This is a genomic window from Neoaquamicrobium sediminum (assembly GCF_013240295.1).
GTDB lineage: Bacteria > Pseudomonadota > Alphaproteobacteria > Rhizobiales > Rhizobiaceae > Aerobium > Aerobium sediminum.
This window is the reverse complement of sequence record NZ_JABETK010000002.1, coordinates 2122150-2148352: the sequence shown is the minus strand read 5'-3', so window position 1 is coordinate 2148352 and position 26203 is coordinate 2122150. Positions and strand designations below refer to the sequence as shown.

Here is a 26203-nt window from a genome sequence, read left to right as displayed (position 1 = left end):
CCGCGTTGACAACATACCCGGTAGTATGTTCATCATTTCGATACCCGTAAAGGCCCGACGCGAATTTGCTCCGCTGTTCGCACAACGAGGATGCCGGCGGGTCGGGAGGTTGCTGCGCAATGACGCTTGGCGTGCGCGAACATGTCCAGGAAAGCTCGCGAGCCGATATTCTCGAGGCGGCCGCCAACTGTTTCATGGAGCGCGGCTACACCGAGACGTCCATCGACGACGTCGCCCGCAGCCTCGGCGCCACCAAAGGGCGCATATACCACCATTTCCGCTCCAAGGCGGACATCTTCGCGGAGGTGTTCCGTGTCGGCATGGAGATGAATTACGCGGCGATCGAGCGTTATCGCGCGATGTCCGATCCGGTGGCGCGCTGGCGGCATATGGCCTTCGCGCATGCGATCCAGATGATCACGACCAAACCGTTCCAGCGCACGGTGTGGGTCGGCGTGAAGATGCATCTGCGCGGCGCGACGACGCCTGAACAGCGCAGCGTCTTTGCCGAACTGATCGAATATCGCACCAATTACGGCAACGTCTTTCGCGAGACGCTTGTCGAGGGGCGCGAGAGCGGAGACTTCCGTTTCGACGATCTGAGCATCGCCAATCAGTTGATGTTCGTCGTGCTCAATTCGCCAATCTTCTGGTACTCGCCGCGCGTCGGGGAAACCCGCGCCGACATCGAGGATCTCGCACGAAAGGTCGTCACCGCCGCCTATCGCGGCCTGGGCGGCAAGGAGGAACAATCGACGCCATGACAAAGAACCCCGAGATGAACCTCGGCATGACCGAGCGGCTGAAGCCGATCCACGACAAGGTCGCGCAGATGGTGCGCGAGGAGATCATCCCGCTTGACGAAGAGTTTCTGGCGGAAGTCGGCAAGGATGGCGATCGCTGGAGCTACACGCCACGGCAGACCGAGATTCTCGAAGGGCTGAAGGCAAAGGCGCGCGAGCGCGGACTTTGGAACTTCTGGCTCACCCATTCCGACCGGGGCTACGGCCTGTCGACCGTGGAGTATGCCTATCTGGCAGAGGAAATGGGCAAGGCACACCTGGGCGCCGAAACCTTCAACTGCTCCGCGCCCGACACCGGCAACATGGAGGTGCTGGAGCGCTACGGCACGCAGGCGCACAAGGACCGCTGGCTGGCTCCGCTGCTCGAAGGCAAGATCCGCTCCGCCTATCTGATGACCGAGCCGGACGTGGCCTCGTCGGATGCCACCAACATCGCCATGCGCTGCGAACGCGACGGCGACCATTATGTGCTCAACGGCGAGAAATGGTGGTCGTCCGGTGCGGGCGACCCGCGCTGCGCGATCTACATCACCATGGTGAGTTCGCCCGACGAGAGCCGGCCGAAGCACCAGCAGCATTCGATGATCCTCGTGCCGGCCGACACGCCCGGTGTCACCAAGCTCAGGGCGATGAAGGTCTACGGCGATGACGATGCGCCGCACGGCCATCTGCATCTGCGCTTCGAGAATGTGCGGGTGCCGGCCGACAATCTCATCCTCGGCGAGGGGCGCGGGTTCGAGATCGCGCAAGGGCGGCTCGGGCCGGGACGCATCCACCACTGCATGCGTGCCATCGGCCAGGCGGAGATGGCGCTGGAACTGATGTGCCAGCGCTCGATGCGCCGCGAGGCGTTCGGCAAGCCGCTCGCGCAGCTCGGCGCCAACTATGACATCATCGCCGAATGCCGCATGGAGATCGAGATGGCCCGGCTTCTGTGCCTCAAGGCCGCCTGGATGATCGACCAGGGCGACAAGAAGGCTGCGGCCCCCTGGATCAGCCAGGTCAAGGTGGTGGCACCGCGCGTGGCGCTCAAGGTCACCGACGAAGCCGTGCAGATGTATGGCGGGCAGGGCATCAGCCAAGACACGCCGCTGGCGCGCTCATGGACCCATTTGCGCACGCTGCGCCTTGCGGACGGGCCGGATGCAGTCCATCGTCGTCAGGTGGCGCGCGAAGAGCTGCGCAAATACACGCAACAGAAGGTTTGACATGAAAGCCATCGTTGCAAAGGAATTCGGGCCGATCAGCCAGTTGCAGTATGCGGACTGGCCCGAGCCTGTCGCGGCAGGCCGCACGGTCGTGATCGAAGCCGAGGTGGTCGGCGTCAATTTCCCCGACGGGCTGCTGGTGCAAGGCCTCTACCAGATGAAGCCGCAGACGCCATTCGTGCCCGGCATGGAAGTGGCGGGCCGGGTCGTGGCGGTGGGCGACGAAGTCACCCGCTTCAAGATCGGTGACCGCGTCGCTTCCGTGTCCTCGCTGGGTGCCTATGCGGAGCGCGTGGGTGCGCCCGAAGCCTCGGTGATGAAGCTTCCGGATGCGATCTCCGGGCAGGATGCCTGCGCATTGCTCTGCGGTTTCGGCACCTCGCACCACGCGCTCAAGCAGCGTGGCCAGCTCCAGCCCGGCGAGACGCTGTGCGTGCTCGGTGCATCCGGTGCTACCGGCGTGGCGGCCGTTCAGATCGGCAAGGCGATGGGTGCGCGGGTCATCGGTGTCGCTTCCAGCGAGGCGAAGCGCGAAATCGCCAGGCAATCCGGCGCCGACATCGTGCTCGGTTATGACAACCTCAAGGATGCCTTGAAGGATGCGACGGATGGCAAGGGCGTGGATGTCGCCTTCGACCCCGTCGGCGGAGACGCTTTCGATGCGCTGTCGCGGTCGATGGCCTGGAACGGCCGTCTGCTGGTGGTCGGTTTTGCCTCGGGCACGATCCCGAAACTGCCGGTGAACCTGACACTGGTGAAAGGCTACAGCGTTGTCGGCGTGTTCTGGGGTGCTTTCACCCAGAAGGAACCTGCCGTCTATGCCGAGAATATGAAGGAACTGGTCGGCTGGCATCTTGCCGGCAAGGTGAAGCCGGTGATCGAGGGCGTCTATGCGCTCGCCGATGCGCCAGCCGTGCTGCAACGCGTGCTTGGCCGGGGCGCGGCCGGCAAGATCGTGCTCAAGCCCTGAGGAGATGCCGCCAGTGTCCATTCCAGCCACGATGAACGCGCTTCTTCTGAAGAACGACGGCTATGCCCGGCAGCCGTCCGGCACCGTCCTGGAAGCGCTTGATCCCTATGTCGAGGCCGGCACGATTGCCGTGCCCGAGCCGGAAGGGCGGCAGGTGCTGATCAAGGTGGACCTCGCCTCGATCAACCCGTCGGACGTGATGTTCGTGAAAGGCATGTATGGCCAGCCGCGCGTTCAGGGCCGGCCGGCTGGGTTCGAGGGTGTCGGCCATGTCGTTGCCGCCGGGCCGGAGCCGGAAGCACAGGCCCTGATGGGACGGCGCATCGCATTCGCGACCGGGCTTTCCAACTGGGGTAGCTGGGCCGACTACGCCGTTGCCGATGCGCCGGGGTGCATCCCGCTTCTCGATACGGTGCGGAACGAGGATGCGGCGGCGATGATCGTCAATCCGCTCACCGCGCTTGCCATGTTCGGTATCGTCAAGGAGGCGGGCGAGAAGGCATTTGTGCTGACCGCAGGCGCCAGCCAGCTCTGCAAGCTGATAATCAGCGTTGCCAGGGACGAAGGCTATCGCCCCATCGCGATCGTGCGCCGCGACGAGCAGATTGCGATGCTGAAGGAATTGGGCGCGGCCCACGTGCTCAACGCCGATGCGCCGGGATTCCGCGACGAACTTGCCGCCGTGTTGCGCGAGGAAAAGCCGCGCATCTTCCTCGACGCAGTCACAGGGCCGCTGGCGGGCGCGATCTTCAACGCGATGGGCAGGCATGCGCGGTGGATCGTCTATGGCAGGCTCGACCCTGCCGCAACGCCCATCCCCGAGCCTGGCCAATTGATCTTCATGCACAAGAAGATCGAGGGTTTCTGGCTGGTCGAATGGATGCGGACTGCCGGCGCGGAGCGTCGCATGAGCGCGGTGGTGGAGGCGCAGAAGCGGTTCTCCGACGGGCGGTGGGCGACGGACGTGACGGCCGTGGTGCCGCTCTCGCAAGCGATCGAGCGGGTGCCGCAGGAACTGGCCAAGCCGAACGGCAAGGTTTTCATCGCGCCCTGAGCGCGAACTGGAGGCGCGGCCGCGGGAGGCTGCCGCGAAAAGGGAGAAGATTTCGGGTGCGGTGACGCAGAGTGCCGGCCCGTGAGGAGGAGGAACACATTTGGACGTCTTGCAGCTGATCGTCAGCGGTCTCGCCAATGGCTGTGTCTACGGCCTCGTCGCGATGGGCTTCGTGCTGATCTACAAGGCAACCGAAGCGGTGAATTTCGCCCAGGGCGATTTCATGATGCTCGGGGCTTTCATCTGTCTGGGGCTGACCAACCCGCAATTCATGGGTCTGCCTTTCTGGATTTCGGTGCCCATCGCCATCGCCGCCATGGGGGCCTTTGGCTATGCGCTCGACCTCGTGGTGCTGCGCCGCATGTTCGGCCAGAGCCAGGTAGCCGTCATCATCCTGACGATTGCGCTCGGCTTCGTGCTGCGCTTCGCCGCCGGCCTGATCTGGGGGCATGAACCGATCTCGCTGCAGACCCCGATGGCCGGACAATATGTCCGGTTCGGCGGGCTCGTGCTCGGTCTCAACGAGCTGATCATCATACTCGTGACGGTCGCGCTGACGGTCATCCTGTACTTCTACTTCAACCGCACCAAGCTCGGCGTGGCGATGCAGGCGTCGTCACAGAACCAGCTCGCGGCCTACTACATGGGAATCCCCGTCAAGCGGATCCATTCGCTGATCTGGGCGCTTGCCGGCATGGTGGCAGCGGTTGCGGGCATCCTCTTTGCCTCCAAGGGCTCGATTGACCCGTCGATCGGCCTGCTTGGCATCAAGGCGTTCGCGGCGGCCGTGATCGGCGGCTTCGGCTCGCTGCCCGGCGCGTTGCTGGGCGGGCTGATCGTCGGGCTGCTTGAACCCTTCGCGTCGCGCTACATCGCTGCGGGCTATTCGCAGATCATGCCTTACCTGCTGCTCTTCCTGATCCTCGTCTTCCGACCGCACGGCATCCTTGCCCAGGTCCACCAGAAGAAGGTGTGAGGCTGACATGCGGACGGTTTTCAAGACTTCCTACGACGCCGACATCAACCTCTTCCGGCATGGCGCACAACGCGGCTGGTACATATTGCTGCTGGTGGTCATGCTTGTGCTGCCTCTGGGCGTCAGCAGCTTCGCCATTGGCGAGATGACCAACCTGCTCATCTGGTCGATCGCGTGCATGGGACTGATGATTCTCGTCGGCCAGACCGGGCAGGCGAGCCTCGGCCACGCAGCCTTCCTGGCGATCGGCTGCTATGCCAATGTGCTGCTTCAAGAACGGCTTGGCCTGCCCTTCATCCTTTCCTTCCCGTTGGCCGGACTGATCGCGGGCATCGCCGGCGCGCTCATCGCCCGGCCGATGACCAAGCTGCACGGCATCTATCTGGCGATCGGTACGCTGGCGATTGCGATCCTCGTCGACGACTTCATCGTCATCGCGGCGCCGCTGACCAATGGCGTGATCGGCCTGTTTGCGCCCGACATCGACATCTTCGGGCTCAGCTTCAACCGTTATGCCAATCCCGAACGGCTCTACTACCTGATCCTCGGTATCACGCTTCTTGTGGTGCTGGCTTACCGCAATCTCCAGCGCTCACCGCTCGGCCGCTCGTTCGCGGCAATCCGGGATTCCGAAATCTCGGCGCAGGCGATGGGAGTCAACGTGGCGCGCACCAAGGCTGTCGCGTTCGGCATTTCGGCCGGCATCACCGGGCTGGCCGGCGCGCTGATGGGACACTTCGCCGGCATCTTCAACAACGAGACCTTCAACATCATCATCTCGATCCAGCTTCTGCTGGCGATCGTGATCGGCGGGCTCGGAACGATCCACGGTGCGTTTTTCGGTGCTGCCGTGGTTGCGTTGCTACCGCAGGCGATCTCGATGACGCGTGATCTTCTCAACCAGGTGCTCGGCGGCGGTTCCATCGCCATTCCCGGTCTGGAATCGGCCATCTTCGGCGCGATCCTAATCGCCTTCATTCTGTTCGAGCCGAGCGGCATTTACGGACGCTGGTTCAAGATCAGAACCTATTTCGAGCTGTTCCCGTTCTATCGCCGCGACATGTTCCGCCGCCAGAAATCCTATCTGAAGACGGAGCGGATGCGATGAGCGCGCTGCTGGAAATCGACAACGTCACGCTGCGCTTCGGCGGCGTAGTGGCGGTCAACCAGGTCTCGTTCAACGTCGAGGAGGGCGAAGTCTTCGCCCTCGTCGGCCCGAATGGAGCAGGCAAGTCGACGCTCTTCAACCTGATCTCGCGCATCTACGACCCGGCCGAAGGCGACATCCGTTTCGACGGCGAGAGCATCCTCGGCAAGGCGCCGCACGATATCGCCAGGCTCGGTATCGCGCGAACCTTCCAGAACATCGAGCTGTTCGAGCAGGCGACGGTGATGCAGAACCTGCTGGTCGGTCGGCATCGGCATCGCAAAAGCAACATGTGGACGGAGCTCGCCTTCACGCCTTTCGTTCGTGCCGAGGAACGCCGGCACCGCGAGGCGATCGAGAAGGTGATCGATTTCCTCGACCTGCAGGCCTATCGCGACAAGTATATCGCGGGGCTGCCCTACGGCGTGCGCAAGGTGGTCGAGATGGGCCGCGCGCTGGCAATCGAGCCGCGGCTGCTCCTCCTCGACGAGCCGGCCTCGGGCCTGTCGGTGGAGGAAACGCAGGACGTCGCGTTCTGGGTCGAGGACATCAAGAAGCAGATGGGCATCACGGTGCTGATGGTCGAACACGACATGCATCTTGTGTCGGCAGTGTCGGATCGGGTGCTGGCGCTGGCCGATGGCCAGATGCTTTCGATCGGCAAGCCGCACGAGGTGCAGAACGACCCCAGGGTGATCGAGGCCTATATCGGCGTTTCGGACGAGAAGCAGGAGGTGCCGGCATGAATGTCGCGGCAAAAGCAGCGGCTCCTTCTGCCGCCAAGGACACACAGGTTGTGCTTTCGATCCGCAACATCGAGAGCTTCTACGGGCCGATCATGGCGATCCGGGGCGTCAGTCTGGAGGTGCGCGAAGGGCAGATCGTCACGGTGCTCGGCGCCAACGGCGCCGGCAAGACGACCCTGATGAAGACCATCTCCGGCGTGATGGACCCAGAGAAGGGGCAGATCGTCTATCAGGGCCAGAACATCGCAGGCGCCAATCCCGACAAGGTGGTCCGCGCCGGTGTCGTTCATGTGCCGGAAGGGCGCGAGGTCTTCCCGCTGCTGACGGTCGAGGAAAACCTGAAGATGGGCGCCTTCACCCGTTCGGACACGGACGGCATCCGGCGCGACCACGACATGGTCTTCTCCTACTTCCCGATTCTTGCGGAACGCCGCAACCAGGCGGCCGGCACGCTCTCGGGTGGCCAGCAGCAGATGCTGGCGATCGGCCGCGGGCTGATGGCAAAGCCGAAGCTCATGCTTCTCGACGAGCCGTCGCTCGGGCTTTCGCCATTGCTTGTCAAGGAAATCTTCCAGATCATCCGGCGGCTCAACCGCGAGCAGGGTGTGACGATGATGCTGGTCGAGCAGAACGCCAAGGTGGCGCTCGAGGTGGCCGACTACGGCTATGTGATGGAACTTGGGCGCATCGTGATGGCCGACGCGGCCGAGCGACTGCTGCAGTCGAAGGATGTGCAGGAGTTCTATCTCGGCATGCAGACGGAGGAGAGCCAGCGCGGCCAGAAGCGCTGGAAGCAGAAGAAAACGTGGCGCTGATGCGCGCTTTCGGGAGGAAAGTGACATGACCATCGCCGAGAAACTGCCCGCCCAGCAGACAGTGCACGGGCATTCTTTCAACGCCGACCTGACCAGGGGCCCTTACTACCTCGACGGTTGCGACACGCTGGTAAAGCTCTTCCGGCAGCGATGCCTGGAGCTGCAGGACAAGGTGGCGCACCGCGAGAAGGATTACGGCATCTGGCTGTCCTATACGTGGAGCGACTTCTACGAACACGCGCGCCTGATCGGCCTCGGGCTGTTGTCGCTCGGCCTCAAGCGCGGTGAGGTGGTGTCGATTCTGTCCGAGGACAATAAGGAGTGGATCTACACCGATCTCGGCGTCCAGTCGGTCGGTGGCATATCGTCCGGCGTCTACACGACGGACTCGGCCGCACAGCTCAAATATCTCGTAAACGATTCCGACAGCCGCTTCCTGTTCGTCGAGAATGACGAGCAGCTCGACAAATATCTGTCGATCAAGGGCGAGATGCCGGGGCTGACGCGGGTGATCGTCTACGACCGCGATGGCTTGCACGACTTCTCCGACGAGAAGGTGATCTTCCTTGATGATCTCTACGCGTTGGGGCGCGCCTTCCTGAAGGAAAACCCCAACCGCTTCGACGAGGAAATCGCCAGATCCAAGCCCGAGGAGACGGCGATCCTGGTCTATACCTCCGGTACGACCGGCCCGCCGAAAGGCGCGATGATCAGCCACCAGAATATCATCGTGTCGATCATCGGTTCGGTGTTGACCCTGCCGGTGACACCCACCGACGAGCAGGTCTGCTTCCTGCCGCTGTGCCATATTCTGGAGCGTCTGATCTCGGTTTTCACGCCGATCGGTTTGAAGTCCACGGTGAACTTTGCCGAGAGCCCCGAAACGGTGTTCGACAATGTGCGCGAGGTCTCGCCACATGTCTTCACGGCTGTTCCCCGCGTATGGGAGAAAATCTACAGCCGCGTCATGATCATGGCGAGCGAGGCTAGCATGATCGGCAAATGGGCGTTCGCGCAGGCCATGAAGGCCGGCCGGGCGCGCGCCGAGGCACTGGAGGAGGGGCGGCCGGTACCTTTCGGAACCAGGCTTGCCTATTCCTTCTGGGATTTCATGCTCCTGTCCAACGTGCGGCGCATGCTGGGCTTCGACCGGTTGCGGCGCGGCACGACCGGTGCGGCGCCGATCTCCCCGACCTCATCCGGTGGTATCGCTCGATCGGCATCACGATCCTCGAAGGTTACGGCATGACGGAGAGTTCAGGCGTGATTTCCGTCAATCTGATCGAGAACGAGAAGACGGCAAGTGTCGGGCCGGTGGTGCCGGGCGGCGAAATCCGCATCGCGCCGGATGGCGAGATCCAATACAGGGGTCCCAACGTCTTCAAGGGCTACTGGAACAAGCCGGACAAGACGGCGGAGACGATCTCGGCCGATGGCTGGCTGAGCACGGGCGATGTCGGCCGGCTGGACAACCAGGGTTTCCTGTTCATCACCGGCCGCGCCAAGGACATCATCATCACGGCGGGCGGCAAGAACATCACCCCGGCCGAGATCGAGAACCGACTGAAATTCTCGCCCTTCATATCCGACGCCGTGGTGATCGGAGACAAACGCAAGTTCCTGACCTGTCTGGTGATGATCGACCAGGAGAACGTCGAAAAATTTGCGCAGGACCACAAGGTGCCATTCAACAACTTCAAATCGCTATGTGCGGCTCAGGAAGTGCGAGACCTGATCGCCGGCATCGTCGATGAGACAAACAAGGAGTTCGCCCGCGTCGAGCAAATCAAGGATTTCCGCTTGATCGATGTGCTTCTGACCGCTGAAGATGAGGAACTTACAGCGACGATGAAGCTGAAGCGCAGCTTTGTCGAGAAGAAGCACAAAGAGCTGATTGACGAGATGTACGGGCGGGAATGATTTCCGACCCGACGTGCTGAAAGACAACCAGGAGGAGTGAAAAAATGAAAAGCATGCTCACGAAATCTATTCTGGCGATGGGGCTTGCCGCAGGCATGGCGTCTGCTGCCCACGCCACACAGGGCGTTACCGACACCGAGATCGTCATCGGATCGAACGGCGACCTTTCGGGCATCTTCGCCGCGTTCAACGTCGGCGCCATCAAGGCTGCGCAGCAGATGTTCGACGACGTGAACGCCAAGGGCGGCATTCACGGCCGCAAGATCCGGTTCGTGGTGGAGGATCACGGCTACCAGGTGCCGAAGGCGGTCCAGAACTTCAACAAGCTGATCAACTCCGATCAGGTCTTCGCGATGATTCTGAACCTCGGCACGCCGCACAACATCGCCGGTTTCCCGCTCATGGAGGCCAAGCAGGTGGCAAACGTCTCGCCGCTGACCTCGGCGCGCCAGATGATCGAAGGCGACATAACCTACAAATACGCTGGCACCGCTTCGTATTATGACGGGTTGCGTGCAGGCGTTAAGTATCTCGCCGAGCAGAACGACGCCAAGGAAGTCTGCGCGATGTACATCCCGTCGGACTTCGGTCTCGAAGTGTTCGAGGCGGCGCGTGACCAGGCCGAAGCGATGGGCCTGACCTTCGCGGCGGAAACCACGCACAAGCCGGATGAGCAGGACTTCGTCGGCTCGATCCAGAAGCTGCGGGAAGCGGGCTGCGACATCGTCGCGACCGGCATCGGCGTGCGCCAGACCATCGTCGCCTTCGGCACCGCGAAGAAGCTGGGCTGGACGGACGCCGCCTTCATCGGCTCGTCCGCCGGCTTCAACACCGCAGTCGCAAAGGTTCCGGAAGGCGTGACCGAGGGCTACTACGCGGCCGCCGGCTGGTCGGACTTCGAGAACCGGATGGACAATCCCGAAGTCAAGGCCTGGGCCGAGGACTTCCAGGCCAAGGCCGGCGAGCCGGCTGGAACGGCAGCCCAGCTCGGCTACGGAGCGGCCCGGACGCTGATCGCTGCGCTCGAGGCGGCAGGACCTGATCTGACTGCGGAGAGCTTCCAGAAGGGCATGGAGGGTCTCGAGTTCGACGACGCGATCCTCGACATCACGGTCAATTACGGGCCCGACGACCACCAAGGCGGCGACCTGATCGTGATCTCGAAGATCGAGGGCGGCAAATGGGTCGAAGTCGGCCGCGTCGATCCGACTGAATCGCAGTAAGGCGCCACAACGCAAAATAAATCGCCGCGCGGGCAACCGCGCGGCGATTTATTTTTTGGTGCGTCCTTCGAGGCTCGCCCGCTGAACTTTATGCAGACCCGGAACCGTACGCGAGGGCTCGCACCTCAGGATGAGGGAAGTCGCGCATCGAGTCCGCAACGATGGTGGGTTCGAAGCTCTAACCTCCCTCATTCCTGAGGTGCGAGCGCAGCAAGCCTCGAAGGACGCCCGAGATAGACGGGCTCTCCGCTATTCTGCCGGTTGTGTACCCATCTTCGGGCGGCTCGCGTCTTCCAGTTCGCGGTGGAGGCGCTTTTCCTCCTCCACCGCCGGCGTGATGAAGCGGCCGAGCAGGAGGTAGGCGACGGGGGTGAGATATAGCGTCGACAACGTCGATAGTCCCAGCCCGCCAACGATCACCCAGCCGAGCGACACACGTGCTTCCGCGCCGGCGCCGCTGGCAAGAATGAGCGGCAAACCGCCGACGATCGTGCACAGCATGGTCATCACGACGGGACGCAAGCGGATATTGGACGCCTGTTCGACGGCTTCGCGAACACCAAGTCCCCTGTCGCGTAGCTGATTGGCGAATTCGACGATCAGGATGCCGTTCTTGGCCATGATGCCGACCAGAAGGACAAGGCCAATCTGGCTGTAGACGTTTAGGCTGGTGCCGGTCAGCAGCAAGGCGAAGACAGCGCAGGCAAGGCCGAGGGGAACCGTGGCCATGATGATAGCGGCGCTGACGAAGCTCTCGAACTGCGCGGCGAGGACGAGCAGAATGATAACGATGGCGAAGCCGAAGATCGTCATCATGCCGCCGGACGTCTCGTCGAGCGTTGCTGCCTCGGCAAGCGGCACAACCCGGCTGCCGGGCGGCATGTGTTTCGCCGCGATTTCCTGTGCCACAGCATAGGCATCGCCCAATGCGAAATCCGGCGCCAGCGCGGTGGTGACAGCCACGGAGCGCATCTGCTGTTCGCGTGCCAGCGACGGCGCGACAGCCTGTTCCGTCAGGTTCGCAATCGTCGACATCGGCACGAAGCGGCCGTCCTGGGCCTTGAGGAAGATGTTCTCAAGGTCGGTGGGATCGTTGATCGGGTTGGTCGTCGACAGCAGCTTCACGTCGTAAGAACGGTCGTCGATAAACACCGAGCCTATTTCACGGCTGTCGACCATTGCCTGGATCGCTTCCGACAATCCAGTGATATTGATGCCGAGATCCGATGCACGCTCGCGGTCGATGCGCACCGAAAGCTGAGGTTGCGTCGTCTCCTGTGACAGGCGCGGCTGGCGGAAGCGGGCGTCCTGTTCGAACTCGGCGACAACAGCCTCCGCTGCGGCGTTGAGGTCGGCATAATTGTTGCCGACGATGGCAAATTGCAGACCGCTGCCGGCGCCGCGAATGCCAAGACTGTTCGGCTGGAAGGCGAAGGCGCGGACACCCGGCACGTCCTGGACGAGGGCGGTCACGTCGTTGAGGATTTCCTGCTGGGAGCGCTCCCGATCTTCCCATGGCGCCAGAGACATGACCATAAAGCCGGAGTTCTGCGATCCACCCGAGCCTGCAATGGCAAAAGTCGAGGTGATCTCACCGGAATCGCGCAATGGCTGGATCAGGCTTTCGATGCGCCGCATCTGCTGTGCGAGGTAGTCGAGGCTGACGCCCTGCGGGGCGGAGATGCGCACGAACGCTGCCGAACGGTCTTCGGAAGGTGTGAGCTCCGAGCGGATCGTGGGGAACAGCGCCGCCGCCAGCGCCGAAAACAGAACAGCGACGACAATTACGAGCATCGGTGCGTTGAGCGCCGCGCGCAGTGTCGTCCGGTAGACGCTTGCCAGCGCCCCGCCGATGCGCCCGAGCAGGCCGTGATGGCTGTGCTCCTCGCTTTTGCCTGAGAGCATGCGGGATGCAAGCATGGGGCAAAGCGACAGCGCGACGATCGAGGACAGGAAGACGGCGATGGCCAGGACGAACCCGAATTCGCGGAAGAGGCCGCCGGTCTGGCCAGGCAGGAAGGAAAGCGGCACGAAGACGGCGACCAGCGTGGCGGTCGTCGCGAGCACGGCAAAGAAAACCTCCTGCGTGCCGAGCACCGCCGCTGCGCGTGGGCCCATACCCTCATTGCGCCGGCGCACGATGTTTTCCAGCACGACGATCGCATCGTCGACCACGAGGCCCGTGGCAAGCACGAAGGCCAGAAGCGTCAGGATGTTGATCGAGAAACCGGCAAGATAGATCGCTGCTACCGAGCCGATCAAGGCAACCGGCAGAGCGAGGCCGGGAATGATGGTGGCGCGCCAATCGAGCAGGAACGCGAAGATGATGAGCAGCACGACGGTGACCGAGATGCCCAGCGCGATCTCCACCTCGTGGATCGCGCCGTTGATGAACACCGCCTCGTCGCCGGTCACGAAGATGTCTACGCCCTGGGGCAAGGTCGGCCGGATACGCTCGACGGCCTCGCGCACGCCTTCGGAAATCGTCAGCGTATTGGACTGCGCCTGCCGGATAATGCCCATGCCAATGCCCGTCCGGCCATTGGCGCGAAGTTGGGATTCGCCGACGTCGCCGCCCAGGGTCACCGTCGCCACGTCGGACAGCCGGGTGGTGCCGTTGATGATGATGCTTTCGAAGTCCTCGGGCGTCGTGACCGGGGCTGTTGCCCGCACGATCAGGTCCTGGGTATTGCTCGTCAGCGAGCCGGCCGGCGTGTCGAAGGCTATGGATGCGAGGGCGTTGCGTATATCGGCGACGGTGAGGCCGAGGCTGGCCAGCCGCGACTGGTTTATGTCGACGCGGAAAATCTTGTCGCGGTCGCCGAAGACCTGGACTTCGGCGACGCCGTCGATCGATGATAGTGCGTCGACGATCTGGTCTTCGACCAGCAGGGTCATGTCGTGCACGCTCATCGTGTCCGATGTGATGGCGAGTCGAAGGACAGCCTGGGCATCGGCATCCGCCTTGACGATGCGCGGCACATCGGCGTCATCGGGCAGGTTGTTCTGGATGCGGCCTACCGCATCGCGCATGTCAGAGGCGGCGGTATCGAGGTCGACGCCGTCGTTGAATTCCACGGTGATGCGGCTACGGCCGAAGGATGACGACGACGAGATGGACTTGACGCCGGCCACGCGCGCGATCGCGCCTTCGATGACGGCGGTGATCTCGCGGTCGATGGATTCAGCCGAAGCGCCGGTGAAGTTGGTGTTGACGGTAATGACCGGACGGTCGACGTCCGGCAACTCGCGGATCTCGACACCGAAAAGCGCTGCCAGTCCCGCCACCGCAATCAGCGTGTTGATGACGAATGCCAGTACCGGCCGCCGCACGAAAAGCGCGGTGATGCCATTCTCGACGGCGGCGTTGGTTTCCTGGCTCACGCGTTGTTTCCTCGTATGGGTTATGCCGCGCCTTACGATCCGGTCGTGGTGATGACGGGCTGGGCCTGATCATCCTGCGCGCGGACGAGCCGGACCTCTTCGCCTTCGCGCACCGAATGGATGCCTTCGGTGACGACCGCGCCTGCTTCACCGAAATCGCCCGCGACAAGGACGCTGTCGGTGTTTCGCTGGATGATGGTGACCGGGGCGCGGCGCGCCTTTCCGTCTTCGACCAGCCACACGAACGCGCCGTCGGTGCCCCACTGGATCGCCAGCGGGTCGACCGCGGGATAGCTGTCGCCCGGGAACGTCATGGTGACCTGGAACGACATGCCCGCGCGCAGCGTGTCGTCGTCATTGGTGATGCTGGCCTGGATCCGCAGCGTGCGGCTCTGCGCATCGATGCGGTTGTCGATAGCGCTGACGATGCCGTCGAAATTATCGTCGGGGCGGGCAACGGAGGCGGCCGATACGCTGTCGCCGACCTCGATCATGCCCGCGAACCGTTCTGGAACCCAGAAGTCGATAACGATGCGCGAGCGATCGTCGATAGTCGCGATTTCGGTTTGCGAGGTGACGTAGTTGCCGGCCGAAACCGGCAGGATGCCGACAATGCCGGAAATGGGCGCAACGACAGTGCGTCGCTGCAAGGTCAGATCGGCATCCGCGCAGCGAGCCGGGCGTTGGTGACCGCGAGTTCGGCTTCGTTAAGCTGGACGGCGGTCGCCGTATTGGTATTGCGCAACGCGCGGATGCGTTCCAGCCGAGCCTCCGCGTCGTCGAGAGCGGCGCGGGCGCGGTCGAGTGCGATTTCTTCGGCTTCGGCATCAAGACGGGCTATTGGGTCGCCGGCCTCTACGCGCGATCCGGACTCCACCGAAAGCTCTGTCAGCCTGCCGGATGCGAAAGGCGTTACGGACACAGAACTGGTCGCCCGGCCGGTGCCGATTGCAGACAGCCTGTCATTGATCGTCGCGGTCTCGATACGGGAGGCGACAACAAGTGCCGGCTGCTGGCCAAAACCGCCGCGGCCCTGCCTCGCTTCGGTTTGCGGTGCGGGACGGTCCGGCACGGCAGCCATGGCCCATTCCATGCCCCAGCTTTCCAGCATCTCCGGCGCGCCCGGAAAGAAGCGGACCCAGAGGCCGACGGCCACGGCGATCACGATCAGCGACGCGATCAGTTGCTTCCAAAACGACATACGTCACTCCGGGTTCTGGCGGGGTACCCGAAAGGGCCTGGCAACCACCGGGAATGCAATTAACGACGAAAGCGCCGTTTCCACCGATGGTGCGGCGCATCCCTTCGTCGTCTTTATGCCAACTATGCTGTCCTAATGCATCCAGTATATCATTAAATATCGGTAATTTGACCGGCTTCCCTCGTCCGTCTCAACCGCCGCGCAAACGCTCCATTTCCCTTATGCGTTTCGCACCGGCGTCACCTAGCTTGCGGGTGAGATCGCCAGTCAGCGCTTCGGCAACGAGGAACAGTGCCACGGAGGAGTCCCATGCCGAGGGAACCGCCGTCCGGCCGGCGATCACGTGCCGGGCGTAGCGCGCGATCGGCGACAGCCATTGATCGGTCAGGAGAATTATCTGGGCGCCGCGCCCGTGGGCGGCGGCTCGGCGAAGCGCAGAAGGCTCTCCTGGTAGCGCCGGATGTCGAAGATCACGACAACGTCGTTGCGGCCCAGGTCGATGAGCCGGTCACGCCAGTTGCTTTCCTGCCCGGCCAAGTGCTGCACGCCCGGACGCACGATGGCCAGGTGAGCGGCCATGTATGCGGCGACAGGATCGGTGAACCGGCCACCGACGAGATAGACCTTGCCGCGCCGGTTGGACAGGACGCCGACGATGTCGTCCATCTGGCGCTTGGAGAGATGGCGGAATGTTTCACGCACATTTTCGATTGCCGCTGCAACAAACGGCGTTGTGTGGCGATCGGAATTCGGGCCGGTTGCCCGGGAGAGCGGAGACTGAAGCTGCGCGGCCAGTTCATCTTGCAGCCGTGCCTGGAAGTCCGCGTAGTTTTGAAACCCGAGCCGTGCAACGAAGCGCAGGATTGTCGGTGACGATACGCCGGCCTGGGCCGAAAATTCGGCCACCGTGCGCAGTCCGGTCAGCGGGTAATTTGCGATCAGAATCTGCGCGGCGCGCCTTTCACCGGCCGGCATCTGGTCCATCCGGTCGGCGATGAGTTCGGCGATACTTGTGCTCATATGGCGGCCGCTGGAACGGGTTTGACAAACTGTCACGAAGTGTATGAAATCATCCAACATACCTCAATGCAATCAATCTCGTATCATTCGTTACATGCGTAACGACGCCCAGCGACGGAGCGGACGATGGCAGGCACGATTTCATTCGATCAGTTGAAGAAGCTCGTCGCCGGCGGCGATGTCGATACCGTGCTCGCCTGCGCGGTCGACATGCAGGGCAGGCTGATCGGCAAGCGTTTCCTGGCGAAGTATTTCGTCGAATCCGCCTATGACGAGACGCATGGCTGCAACTACCTGCTGGCAAACGATATCGATATGGAGCCGGTGCCGGGCTACAAGGCGGCGAGTTGGACGAAGGGCTATGGCGACTTCGTCATGAAGCCCGATCTTTCGACGCTGCGTACGCTGCCCTGGCTTGAAAAGACGGCAATGGTGCTGTGCGACCTCCAGGACCATCACACGCATGAGGACCTTCCGCACTCGCCGCGTGGTATCCTCAAGCGGCAGGTGGCGCGGCTGAAGGAGCGGGGCTATCTCGCCTATTTCGCCTCAGAGCTGGAATTCTACCTGTTCGACGAGACCTACGATACCGCCCGGATGAAGCACTGGAGCGGGCTCGATACGGCATCTCCGTATATCGAGGACTATCTGATCCAGCTCACCTCGAAGGAAGAAGGCGTGATGCGCCGCCTGCGCAACGAGATGGAAGCGGCGGGCATCCCCATCGAGAACTCCAAGGGCGAGTGGGGTCCGGGGCAGGAGGAGATCAACGTCCGCTATGCGGAAGTGCTGGAGATGGCCGACCGCCATGTCATTCTCAAGAACGGCGCCAAGGAGATCGCCCATTCGGAAGGCAAGGCCATCACCTTCATGGCCAAGTACAACTACGAGCTCGCCGGCAATTCGAGCCACATCCACAACTCTCTGTGGAGCGCCGATGGGAAGACGCCGCTGTTCTTCGACAAGTCGGCGAAGTGGACGCTGAGCGAACTCGGCCAGCAATGGGCTGCAGGCCAGCTTCGCTATGCCAAGGAATTCACCTGGTTCCTCGCGCCTTACATCAACTCCTACAAGCGGTTTCAGGCGGGCACTTTCGCTCCGACCAAGATCATGTGGAGCGAAGACAACCGCACTGCTGGCTTCCGCCTGTGCGGGATGGGCACCAAGGGCATCCGTATGGAGTGCCGCATCGGCGGCGCCGACCTCAACCCCTATCTCGCCTTTGCGGCGCTCATAGCAGCCGGCCTTGCAGGCATCGACGAGAAGCTCGAACTGCAGGAGCCGTTCGTCGGCGATGCATATCGGGCCAACCGCCTGCCGGAGATACCCAAGACGCTACGGGAGGCCATCGACACGATGGCGAAGTCGAAGATGCTGAAGCAAGCCTTCGGCGACGAGGTGATCGACCATTATCTCCACACCGCCCGCTGGGAGCAGATGGAGTATGATCGCCGCGTGACCGATTGGGAGTTGCATCGCGGCTTCGAGAGATATTAGGGCGAACCAGACTTAAAACGCCTCCGGAGACTTCCAAGTGGAAACCATAAAACTCAAGTCACCCATCGATGGCTCGATCTATGCCGAGCGGCCCGTGGCGGCCGAAGCCGAAATCGGCGCTGCGGTCGAGCGCGCCAGATCGGCGCAGCTCGCATGGGCCGGCACACCGATCGACGAGAAAGCGAAATACCTGCTCGCCTTCCTCGAAGCGCTGCTTTCGATGAACGACGACATCGTGCCCGAACTTGCCTGGCAGATGGGGCGCCCCGTGCGGTATGGCGGCGAGAAGGGCGGTGTGGAAGAACGCACCCGCTACATGGTCGCTCTGGCGGAAAAGGCACTGGCGCCCTTCGTTCCGGAGGACCGTCCCGGTTTTCGCCGCTATCTCAAGCGCGAGCCGCTGGGCGTCGTCTTCGTGATCGCGCCGTGGAACTATCCCTATCTCACCGCGGTGAACTCGATCGTGCCGGCGCTGATGGCCGGCAATGCCGTCATCCTCAAACATGCAGCGCAGACGCTGCTGGTCGGCGAGCGTTTCCAGGCGGCTTTCGACAAGGCCCGGCTGCCCAAGGGCCTGTTCCAGAACATCGTCTTGAGCCATTCCCAGACCGAGAAGCTGCTCGGCTCTGGCAAAGTCGATCACTGCAACTTCACCGGCTCGGTCGCGGGCGGCCGCGCCATCGAGAAGGCCGCCGCCGGCACCTTCATGACGCTGGGGCTGGAGCTTGGCGGCAAGGATCCTGCCTATGTGCTGCCAGACGTGAAGCTCGACCATGCCATCGCCAATCTCGTCGACGGCGCCTTTTACAATTCGGGCCAATGCTGCTGCGGCATCGAACGCGTCTATGTGCACGAGAAGGTCTACGACGATTTCGTCGAGGGCTTCATCGCCGAGACGAAAAACTATGTGGTCGGCAACCCGCTCGATCAGTCCACGACCATGGGCCCGATGGCGCAGGCGCGCTTTGCCGACTTCATCCGCGAGCAGAAGGCGGAAGCGCTGCGCAAGGGGGCGGCCGCGCATATCGGCATGAAGGTCGAAGGCGACCGTGAAGGCTCGCCCTATATCGCGCCGGAAGTGCTGACCGGCGTAAACCACCAGATGAGCGTGATGCGCGAGGAGAGCTTCGGCCCCATCGTCGGCATCATGAAGGTGCGCGACGACGACGAGGCGATCACGCTGATGAACGACAGTCCCTACGGGCTCACCGCATCGCTATGGACCACCGACACGGACCACGCCGCGCGTCTGGGAGATCGGATCGAGACCGGCACCGTGTTCATGAACCGTTGCGACTACGTCGATCCCGGTCTCGTCTGGACCGGCGTCAAGGACACCGGCAAGGGCGGCGCGATGGGACTTGTAGGTTACGAGAACCTGACGCGGCCGAAGAGCTATCATTTGCGGGAAGCGATTTAGGACAGCCATGAATCCCCACCGCGTCATCCCGGAAACCGGAGCGAAGCGGAGGTTATCTGGGACCTATTGGTCGGTGCATCGTCGATCGCAGCCCGGTCCTCGCGTCAGCGCGAAACCGCAAATCGGCCGGCTGCTCAATGGGTCCCGGCTCTCCCCCCGCTGGCCTGGATCGGCCGGGATGAAGAATTTGCATTGTGAAAGATAAACCCATGACCAATCTCGTCTCCAAATGGAACTACCCTACCACGATCCGATTCGGCGCGGGCCGCATTGCCGAGCTGCCGGAGGTGCTCAGGGACACGGGCATCGCCAATCCGCTGTTCGTCACGGATCCCGGACTTGCGAAGTTGCCTGTGGTTGCCTCGACGCTGAAGCTGCTTGCGGATGCCGGTGTAGCGCATGGCGTATTCTCCGACGTGAAGCCCAACCCGGTGGAATCGAACCTTTATGCCGGCGTCGAGGTCTTCAAGGCCGGCGGGCACGACGGCGTCATCGCCTTCGGCGGCGGCTCGGCGCTGGACCTCGGCAAGCTGATCGCCTTTCAGGCGCACCAGTCCCGCCCGGTCTGGGATTTCGAGGACATCGGCGACTGGTGGACCCGGGCTGATGCCTCACGGATCGCGCCCATCGTGGCCGTGCCGACGACGGCCGGCACCGGTTCCGAGGTCGGGCGCGCGGGCGTGCTGACGCACGAAGCGAGCCACACCAAGAAGGTCATCTTCCACCCGAAGATGATGCCGGCCATCGTGATTGCCGACCCGGAGCTGACGGCGGGCATGCCGCCCTTCATCACCGCCGGCACCGGCATGGACGCGCTCGCGCACTGTCTGGAAGCCTATTGCGCGCCGGGCTATCATCCGATGGCCGACGGCATCGCGCTCGAGGGCGTGCGTCTTGTCTTCGAGAACCTGCGCAAAGCCTTCGCCGACGGCTCCGACCTCACGGCGCGGGCGCACATGATGTCGGCCGCGGCCATGGGCGCCACGGCGTTCCAGAAGGGTCTCGGCGCGATTCACTCGCTCTCGCACCCGATCGGCGCGCTCTACGACACGCATCACGGCATGACCAACGCGGTCTTCATGCCCTATGTGCTGGCCTTCAACCGTTCCGCTATCGAGCCCCGCGTCGAAAGACTGGCCGCCTATTGCGGCATTGCAGGCGGTTTCGACGGGTTCGCCGATGCCGTTCTGAAGCTGCGCGCAGAGCTGGGCGTGCCGCACACCCTTCCGGCGTTCATTGACGGCTTTGCACCCGATCCTGCGCGCAAGGAACTGATCGCCGACATGGCGATCGTCGACCCCACAGCGGGCGGCAATCCAATCGAGCTGACCCGGGACGGTGCGCTGTCGCTTCTGAACGACGCGATCGAAGGCAAACTCTAAAGTCGTCCGCCGACGCCGCGCAGGTGCCAGCGTCATAGCTTACACAGCCCCGCTCACACGACTGAGCGGGGCTGCTACAAGCATCCGAAACGTTGCGCTTCTCGTTCAGCCCTGCTGGGGTTTCCAGTCGGGCGAAGGGATGACGTTGACCATCCAGGGGACGCCGAACTTGTCGACCAGCGAACCGAAACCGGGAGACCAGAAGGTTTCGCCAAACGGCATGATGGCCTTGCCGCCCTCCGACAACTGGTCGAACCAGCGTTGGCCTTCGGCACTGTCCTCGGTGTGCAGCGTGACATCGAAGCCGTTCTTCGGCTTGTCGATATTGGGTGCCCAGTCGGTGTCCATGTCAGCACCCATCAGCGCCTGATCGCCGATTTCCAGCCAGCAGTGCATCAGCCATGTCTTGTACTTCTCGTCGCTGATCGGCATGTCGGGCGGCCCGTCGGCATAGGGCATGGCCGCGGTAATTTTTCCGCCCAGCACCTTGGCGTAGAACTCGAAAGCCTCGCGGCACTGACCCTGAAAGCTCAGGCTCATCACGATCTTCATCGATGGTTCCCTTCTTCGGTTGGCTTGAGGACTCTGGCTTTACAACGGGCAGGTGGAAGGCGATCACCCGACCAGGCATCCGCTTGAAGGCCTACTCACAAATCGCGCTGACGTTTTGAGGAGATTTCCACCTTCCGCGCTGTTCCGCTGATCGCGTCGTGATCGGCCTACAGTTTTGTGAGTTGATATCAACGTATTCAACAGGGACATGTCAACGGCGCGGCGGTTGTATGCTGACAATCACTCCGATTACCGCAGGCAAAATTCTCTTTTCGTGGGGCGGACAGAAGCCTTGTTCGATCGTGCCAGCTAACCGGGTTCGGCGGCTGCACAAATCAGGACATTAGGGCTTTGAGGATGGTGGGCGTGACAGGGATTGAACCTGTGACCCCTACGATGTCAACGTAGTGCTCTCCCGCTGAGCTACACGCCCATCCGAGCCGCGCATACACCACAGGCCGGAGCCTGCGTCAATAGCCGAAACACGAAGTTTCAGCCCTCGAGAATGCGCAAAATTGTCCACGCTGCCGCACCCGGTTGCGACAGGGGTCTGGCAGGGGCTCAGGCGGCCTGGAGCATCTTTTCGACCTCGTTGACGAGGTCACGCAGGTGGAATGGTTTCGACAGCACCTTGGCGTCGCGGGGCGCCTTGGAATCGGGGTTGAGCGCGACGGCGGCGAAACCGGTAATGAACATCACCTTGAGGTCGGGATCGATCTCCGTGGCGCGCCGGGCGAGCTCGATGCCGTCCATCTCCGGCATGACGATGTCGGTCAAAAGCAGCGAGAACGGCTCCTCGCGCAGGCGCTCATAGGCACTTGCGCCGTTGTCGAAATCGCTCACGTCGTAGCCGGCCCGTTCCAGAGCCTTCACGAGAAAGCGGCGCATATCGTCGTCATCTTCCGCCAGGAGAATTCTTGTCATGGGTTCCCGTCCGAATCAGTCGCAGTACGCCCGCCGGCTCGCGGACGCATTAACCATTTCGCGTATATGCCCGCGCGGGAGTAAAGATCAAGTGAATGGGAGGGTGCATGTCGGTCCGCAAATCGGTCGTTTTCAAGACGTTGGCGACGTTGGGTCAGGCTGGACAGGCCGTGCGGCAAGTGGCACCTTTGAGCAAAGGGTCGACCTGAGGCAGCTTTTCGGGAGTTCCATGACGCCAGCAGGAGATTTCGCCGGAACGCCGCCTTTCGTGGTCAGACGCGCCGCGCAGCAGCGTGTGCCTTTCGTATTCAATTCGCCGCACAGCGGCAGCACGTATCCGGCCCGCTTCCTTGCGATGAGCAAGCTCGATGCCGTCGGTATACGGCGCTCGGAGGACTGCTATGTCGACGAGCTTTTCGCGGGCGCGGTAACGCTCGGCGCGCCGATGCTGGCCGCCAATTTCCCCCGTGCCTATCTCGATGCCAACCGCGAGCCGTGGGAACTGGACCCGCGCATGTTCGCCGACCCGCTGCCCGCGCATGTCAACGCGCGCTCGGCGCGGGTGGCCGGCGGGCTCGGCACGGTGCCGCGGCTGGTAGGCGAGGGGCAGGAGATCTACGCTGGAAAGCTGCCGCTTTCAGAAGCCCTCATGCGGATTGAAACCGTCTACCGGCCCTATCATGAGGAGCTGAAGCGGCTCCTGACGCGCACCCATGCAAAGTTCGGCTACGCCGTTCTGATCGACTGCCACTCGATGCCGGCAAGCATCCGCCTCGGCGATACGGGCATGAAGCCGGATTTCATCGTTGGAGACCGCTTCGGCGTCGCGTGCGCCCCGGCCCTGTCGGAAGCTGCGATCGCCATCCTTGCCGGCATGGGTTACAGCGTTGCCCACAACAAGCCTTATGCAGGCGGGTTCATAACCGAGCATTACGGCCGGCCGCCGCGGGTTGCACGCGCTGCAGATCGAGGTCAACCGCGGCCTCTACATGGACGAGCGGACGCTGCAGAAGACCAGAGGGTTCGCGGCGCTGGCCAACGACTTGACCCGTTTCGCCGCCGACATTATGGCGCTGCCAGACCATTGCTTCAGCAGCCTGCCGCTCGCGGCGGAATAGCCGACACGATCCAACCTAAAAAAGACCGCACCGTTTGCACGACGCGGTCGAAGTCTAGGGAGGAAACGCCCAAGGAGGGCATAGACAGGTCGCCCTGTCCAAAATCGAGTTTATGCTGCGTTGCACAAATGTCAAGCGGCCTGTAAGGGCTGTGCAAAAACTAGGCGACGGCGCGGCCGGCGGCCCATAGGAGACGGATTTTATGATAGAGGCGGAGTTCATGCGGTGCATCGCAGCGGCCGCAGCAGCGCAGACATTGCCGCGTTTTCGCCAGGCCGGGCTCGTTTCCAACAAGCTCGCTTCCGGCTTCGATCCGGTGACGGAAGCCGACCGTGAAGCTGAAAAGGCGATACGCTCGCTGATCCGCAGCACCTTCCCGGATCACGGCATCCTGGGCGAGGAGTTCGGCGCGGAAAACACCGATAGCCGCCATGTCTGGGTGATCGATCCGATCGACGGAACGCGCGCATTCATCTCGGGTCTGCCGTTGTGGGGCACGTTGGTCGGGCTGACCGATGGCGGCGACGCTATAGCGGGAATGATGTCCCAACCCTTCACCGGCGAACTGTTCTGGGCCGCTGGCGAAGCCTCGCATTATGACGGGCCGGGCGGCGCGCGGCGGCTCGCGACGCGTGGCACGCGCGCGATCGCCGAGGCCACTATGTGCACCACCACGCCGGCGCTGTTCGCCGGCGAAATGCGCGCGTCGTACGACCGGCTTGAAGGTTCGGTGCGGCTCGCGCGATACGGCACCGATTGCTACGCCTATGCCATGCTGGCGGCGGGCAATGTGGACCTTGTCGTGGAGACGGGACTCCAGCCTTACGACATCGTGGCTCTGGTGCCGATCATCGAGCGGGCAGGCGGCGTCATCACCCGCTGGGACGGCGGTCCGGCCGAAAAGGCTGGCGACATCGTCGCTGCCGCAACGCCCGAGCTACACGCTGCCGCGCTCGAGATGCTCAACGCCTAGGCTGTCAGTCAGGCCGGCTCGCTGCCGGGAATAAACGCATCGAAGGCGGCGAAGAATTGCTCGCGATAGACATCCGCTTCCTGCAGCAATTCGTGGCGCGCGCCGTCGATCGTCACCAGCGATCCTGTGCGCAGAAGCTGCGTGAACCGTTCGATGGCAGGCGTCTCGACCACCTGATCCGCACCGGCGGCAACGATAAGGGTCGGGACCTTGATTGAGGCGATGTAGTCGGGGTCCTGCACGCGCTCGCTGGCCAGGCATGCCGCGCGGATCCAGGCGACGGTCGGGCCGCCGATGCCCAGTTTGGGATAGTGCCGGTAGATGTCGACATTGCGTGCGTGGCGCTCAGGATCGCTGGTGAGCACATTGCCTTCAAAGGGCGGGTTCTCGTCGCGCTTCCCGTGCCCGAGATACATCGTGCCGAGGCCCAGCCCGTAGAGGAACGACGAAAGGCGCAGTGTGCCGCGCATCGTAAGCGGCTGGCCTGCAAATTCCAGCAACGGAGCGCTGAGAACCATGCGCTGCACCCGGTTGGCCAAAGTGGGCGCGGCCAGCAGTGCCACCAGCGCGCCGGTGGAGTGAGCCAGCATGAAGTAGGGCCCGCGGCAATCGGGCAGAACGATTTCCTCGAAGAAGACGCCGACGTCACCCACATAATCCATGAAGCTGTCGACATAGCCGCGATGCGGATTGCGGATCAGGCGCTCCGAGCCGCCCTGGCCACGCAGGTCGAAGATCGCGACGCCGAGCCCTCGTTTCGACAGGTGGCGGATCGTCTCGAAATATTTCTCGATGCACTCGTTGCGCCCGGTCTGAATGACCACCGTGCCCTTGAGCGGGCGACCTTCGGCCGCAAAACGCGCATAACGCAGGCGCTTGCCGTCGCGCGTGGTGATGAACCCGGCATGCACGTTGGCGGGCACCGGGTTGCCCGGCGTCTCGTGGAGAAGCTCCTGAATGGATTGGTCGTCCTGAGGCGGGTTCATAGCTGCCGTGATAGAAAGCGGCTCGATGAAATGCAAAGGGATTCCGGCCGGTTTGCTGACGCCGGACGTGGAAAGGCCGGAAGAGCCCATTATGGACTGCTTCCGGCCTCCTGACGAACCGGGAGGAAGGGACGATACACCCGGGTCGGCATCGGTGACGGAGAATTTCTCATCCGCCAATCCGTAGTCTCGAGATGAAATCTAGCAGCCGCCGCCTGAACCCGATCCGAAGGAGCGGTTCATCTGGCGTTCATCAAAGGCGGCATGTCGGGGACTTGAAACCGGACTGCGTCAAACCCAAATCCAGTGCGTGGCCGCCAATAGAAGGGGCCACTGGTCGTGGGAGATGCCGATACGGATCTTCGCTGACATGACCATACGCAAACATGTTGCTCAAAGGAGAACAGACCCATGCGTCATGTTGATTTTTCGCCGCTCTATCGTTCCACCGTCGGCTTCGACCGCCTCTTCACGATGCTGGATTCGCTTGCGCAGCCCGATAACGGCCAGACCTACCCGCCCTACAACATCGAGCGAACCGGCGAAGACGCCTATCGCATCTCGATGGCCGTTGCAGGCTTCTCGGAAGACGAGATTTCGATCGAGGCACACCGCAATGTGCTGACCGTGAAGGGCGAGAAGACCGAGGAGCAGACCGAGAGCTCGGAGTTCCTGCATCGCGGCATCGCCGCGCGCGCTTTCGAGCGCCGTTTCCAGCTCGCCGACCACGTCGAGGTCCAGGGCGCCGCGCTCAAGAACGGCCTTCTGCACATCGAGCTGAAGCGCAACATCCCCGAGGAGATGAAGCCGCGCCGGATCGCGATTGCCGCCGCTCCGGCAAAGGCGAAGCAGATCGAGGCCCAGGCTTCGAAATAAGTCCGTCC

General features: G+C 62.7%; 21 protein-coding genes, 1 tRNA gene and 3 pseudogenes. 17 read left to right on the top strand and 8 right to left on the bottom strand.

Annotated elements, in window-relative coordinates:
* Window positions 1-119 precede the first annotated feature (119 nt).
* The 11 genes and pseudogenes from HK436_RS22335 (at window position 120) to HK436_RS22290 (ending at window position 10862) form a co-directional block, all read left to right on the top strand.
* Entirely contained in the window at window positions 120-764 is a 645-nt protein-coding gene (locus HK436_RS22335) for a TetR/AcrR family transcriptional regulator (RefSeq protein WP_173193287.1), read from the top strand.
* Window positions 761-2011: an acyl-CoA dehydrogenase family protein gene (locus HK436_RS22330; RefSeq protein ID WP_376769188.1), complete on the top strand. Its 1251-nt coding sequence runs from the start codon at window positions 761-763 to the stop codon at window positions 2009-2011. The genes HK436_RS22335 and HK436_RS22330 overlap by 4 nt, the downstream gene beginning before the upstream one ends.
* 1 nt (window position 2012) lies before the next feature.
* Window positions 2013-2981, top strand: a complete 969-nt coding sequence (locus HK436_RS22325; RefSeq protein WP_173193285.1) for an NADPH:quinone oxidoreductase family protein — start codon at window positions 2013-2015, stop codon at window positions 2979-2981.
* 4 nt (window positions 2982-2985) lie between these two features.
* Window positions 2986-4035, top strand: coding sequence for a zinc-binding dehydrogenase (locus HK436_RS22320; RefSeq protein ID WP_173193283.1), 1050 nt, complete (start codon window positions 2986-2988; stop codon window positions 4033-4035).
* A 100-nt stretch (window positions 4036-4135) separates the two neighbouring features.
* Entirely contained in the window at window positions 4136-5011 is an 876-nt protein-coding gene (locus tag HK436_RS22315; protein ID WP_173193281.1) for a branched-chain amino acid ABC transporter permease, read from the top strand.
* Window positions 5012-5018: 7 nt separating this feature from the next.
* Window positions 5019-6119, top strand: coding sequence for a branched-chain amino acid ABC transporter permease (locus tag HK436_RS22310; RefSeq protein ID WP_173193279.1), 1101 nt, complete (start codon window positions 5019-5021; stop codon window positions 6117-6119).
* The gene (locus HK436_RS22305; RefSeq protein ID WP_173193277.1) at window positions 6116-6904 is read left to right on the top strand and encodes an ABC transporter ATP-binding protein; all 789 of its coding nucleotides are present in this window, start codon (window positions 6116-6118) and stop codon (window positions 6902-6904) included. The genes HK436_RS22310 and HK436_RS22305 overlap by 4 nt, the downstream gene beginning before the upstream one ends.
* Complete coding sequence (locus tag HK436_RS22300; protein WP_173193275.1) at window positions 6901-7719, top strand: ABC transporter ATP-binding protein; 819 nt, start codon at window positions 6901-6903, stop codon at window positions 7717-7719. The genes HK436_RS22305 and HK436_RS22300 overlap by 4 nt, the downstream gene beginning before the upstream one ends.
* A pseudogene (locus HK436_RS33700) lies at window positions 7634-9054 on the top strand (AMP-dependent synthetase/ligase); the annotation flags it as partial. The gene HK436_RS22300 and the pseudogene HK436_RS33700, both read left to right, overlap by 86 nt.
* A complete protein-coding gene (locus HK436_RS34030; RefSeq protein WP_446685690.1) occupies window positions 9034-9639 on the top strand; it encodes a hypothetical protein in 606 nt (201 codons plus the stop codon). The pseudogene HK436_RS33700 and the gene HK436_RS34030, both read left to right, overlap by 21 nt.
* A gap of 44 nt (window positions 9640-9683) precedes the next feature.
* A complete protein-coding gene (locus HK436_RS22290) occupies window positions 9684-10862 on the top strand; it encodes an ABC transporter substrate-binding protein (protein WP_173193272.1) in 1179 nt (392 codons plus the stop codon).
* A gap of 249 nt (window positions 10863-11111) precedes the next feature.
* Here HK436_RS22290 and HK436_RS22285 read toward each other — a convergent pair whose 3' ends face one another.
* From HK436_RS22285 to HK436_RS22275, 4 genes and pseudogenes are all read right to left on the bottom strand, one after another.
* On the bottom strand, window positions 11112-14246 hold the full coding sequence (locus HK436_RS22285; RefSeq protein WP_173193270.1) for an efflux RND transporter permease subunit: 3135 nt from the start codon (window positions 14244-14246) through the stop codon (window positions 11112-11114).
* Window positions 14247-14278: 32 nt separating this feature from the next.
* The gene (locus HK436_RS33190) at window positions 14279-14896 is read right to left on the bottom strand and encodes an efflux RND transporter periplasmic adaptor subunit (RefSeq protein ID WP_312860668.1); all 618 of its coding nucleotides are present in this window, start codon (window positions 14894-14896) and stop codon (window positions 14279-14281) included.
* Window positions 14897-14898: 2 nt separating this feature from the next.
* Window positions 14899-15447, bottom strand: a complete 549-nt coding sequence (locus tag HK436_RS33185) for an HlyD family secretion protein (RefSeq protein WP_312860667.1) — start codon at window positions 15445-15447, stop codon at window positions 14899-14901.
* 190 nt (window positions 15448-15637) lie between these two features.
* Window positions 15638-16467: pseudogene (locus HK436_RS22275) on the bottom strand (MurR/RpiR family transcriptional regulator).
* Window positions 16468-16593: 126 nt separating this feature from the next.
* Between HK436_RS22275 and HK436_RS22270 the strand changes: the two are divergent.
* The 3 genes from HK436_RS22270 to HK436_RS22260 all read left to right on the top strand — a co-directional run bounded on the left by HK436_RS22270 (window position 16594) and on the right by HK436_RS22260 (window position 20766).
* Window positions 16594-17964, top strand: coding sequence for a glutamine synthetase family protein (locus tag HK436_RS22270; RefSeq protein WP_173193268.1), 1371 nt, complete (start codon window positions 16594-16596; stop codon window positions 17962-17964).
* Between the two features lie 37 nt (window positions 17965-18001).
* Complete coding sequence (locus HK436_RS22265) at window positions 18002-19384, top strand: aldehyde dehydrogenase family protein (RefSeq protein WP_173193266.1); 1383 nt, start codon at window positions 18002-18004, stop codon at window positions 19382-19384.
* A 209-nt stretch (window positions 19385-19593) separates the two neighbouring features.
* Entirely contained in the window at window positions 19594-20766 is a 1173-nt protein-coding gene (locus tag HK436_RS22260) for an iron-containing alcohol dehydrogenase (RefSeq protein WP_173193264.1), read from the top strand.
* A gap of 105 nt (window positions 20767-20871) precedes the next feature.
* On the opposite strand, the gene HK436_RS22255 is transcribed toward HK436_RS22260, so the two are convergent.
* From HK436_RS22255 to cpdR, 3 genes are all read right to left on the bottom strand, one after another.
* Entirely contained in the window at window positions 20872-21318 is a 447-nt protein-coding gene (locus HK436_RS22255; protein ID WP_173193262.1) for a VOC family protein, read from the bottom strand.
* Window positions 21319-21676: 358 nt separating this feature from the next.
* Window positions 21677-21751, bottom strand: a tRNA-Val gene (locus HK436_RS22250).
* A 128-nt stretch (window positions 21752-21879) separates the two neighbouring features.
* Window positions 21880-22242 carry a cell cycle two-component system response regulator CpdR gene (cpdR, locus tag HK436_RS22245; RefSeq protein WP_173193260.1) on the bottom strand — a complete coding sequence of 121 codons (363 nt, stop codon included), beginning with the start codon at window positions 22240-22242 and terminating at the stop codon, window positions 21880-21882.
* 229 nt (window positions 22243-22471) lie between these two features.
* Here cpdR and HK436_RS22240 point away from each other — a divergent pair.
* Window positions 22472-23360 (top strand): annotated as a pseudogene (locus HK436_RS22240) (N-formylglutamate amidohydrolase).
* 220 nt (window positions 23361-23580) lie between these two features.
* Window positions 23581-24333, top strand: coding sequence for a histidinol-phosphatase (gene hisN, locus HK436_RS22235; protein ID WP_244649119.1), 753 nt, complete (start codon window positions 23581-23583; stop codon window positions 24331-24333).
* An 8-nt stretch (window positions 24334-24341) separates the two neighbouring features.
* On the opposite strand, the gene HK436_RS22230 is transcribed toward hisN, so the two are convergent.
* Window positions 24342-25319: an alpha/beta fold hydrolase gene (locus HK436_RS22230; protein WP_194248560.1), complete on the bottom strand. Its 978-nt coding sequence runs from the start codon at window positions 25317-25319 to the stop codon at window positions 24342-24344.
* 411 nt (window positions 25320-25730) lie between these two features.
* Here HK436_RS22230 and HK436_RS22225 point away from each other — a divergent pair, with 411 nt between their 5' ends.
* Complete coding sequence (locus tag HK436_RS22225; RefSeq protein ID WP_173193256.1) at window positions 25731-26195, top strand: Hsp20 family protein; 465 nt, start codon at window positions 25731-25733, stop codon at window positions 26193-26195.
* The last annotated feature ends 8 nt before the right edge of the window (window positions 26196-26203 follow it).

Coding starts and splice junctions, on each gene's coding strand:
- HK436_RS22310 (WP_173193279.1), top strand. CDS start 5,019: ATGCGGACGGTTTTCAAGACTTCCTACGACGCCGACATCAACCTCTTC.
- hisN (WP_244649119.1), top strand. CDS start 23,581: ATGCGGTGCATCGCAGCGGCCGCAGCAGCGCAGACATTGCCGCGTTTT.
- HK436_RS22330 (WP_376769188.1), top strand. CDS start 761: ATGACAAAGAACCCCGAGATGAACCTCGGCATGACCGAGCGGCTGAAG.
- HK436_RS22320 (WP_173193283.1), top strand. CDS start 2,986: ATGCCGCCAGTGTCCATTCCAGCCACGATGAACGCGCTTCTTCTGAAG.
- HK436_RS22325 (WP_173193285.1), top strand. CDS start 2,013: ATGAAAGCCATCGTTGCAAAGGAATTCGGGCCGATCAGCCAGTTGCAG.
- HK436_RS22290 (WP_173193272.1), top strand. CDS start 9,684: ATGAAAAGCATGCTCACGAAATCTATTCTGGCGATGGGGCTTGCCGCA.
- HK436_RS22225 (WP_173193256.1), top strand. CDS start 25,731: ATGCGTCATGTTGATTTTTCGCCGCTCTATCGTTCCACCGTCGGCTTC.
- cpdR (WP_173193260.1), bottom strand. CDS start 22,242: ATGACAAGAATTCTCCTGGCGGAAGATGACGACGATATGCGCCGCTTT.
- HK436_RS22335 (WP_173193287.1), top strand. CDS start 120: ATGACGCTTGGCGTGCGCGAACATGTCCAGGAAAGCTCGCGAGCCGAT.
- HK436_RS22305 (WP_173193277.1), top strand. CDS start 6,116: ATGAGCGCGCTGCTGGAAATCGACAACGTCACGCTGCGCTTCGGCGGC.
- HK436_RS22260 (WP_173193264.1), top strand. CDS start 19,594: ATGACCAATCTCGTCTCCAAATGGAACTACCCTACCACGATCCGATTC.
- HK436_RS22230 (WP_194248560.1), bottom strand. CDS start 25,319: ATGAACCCGCCTCAGGACGACCAATCCATTCAGGAGCTTCTCCACGAG.
- HK436_RS22270 (WP_173193268.1), top strand. CDS start 16,594: ATGGCAGGCACGATTTCATTCGATCAGTTGAAGAAGCTCGTCGCCGGC.
- HK436_RS22255 (WP_173193262.1), bottom strand. CDS start 21,318: ATGAAGATCGTGATGAGCCTGAGCTTTCAGGGTCAGTGCCGCGAGGCT.
- HK436_RS33185 (WP_312860667.1), bottom strand. CDS start 15,447: ATGTCGTTTTGGAAGCAACTGATCGCGTCGCTGATCGTGATCGCCGTG.
- HK436_RS22300 (WP_173193275.1), top strand. CDS start 6,901: ATGAATGTCGCGGCAAAAGCAGCGGCTCCTTCTGCCGCCAAGGACACA.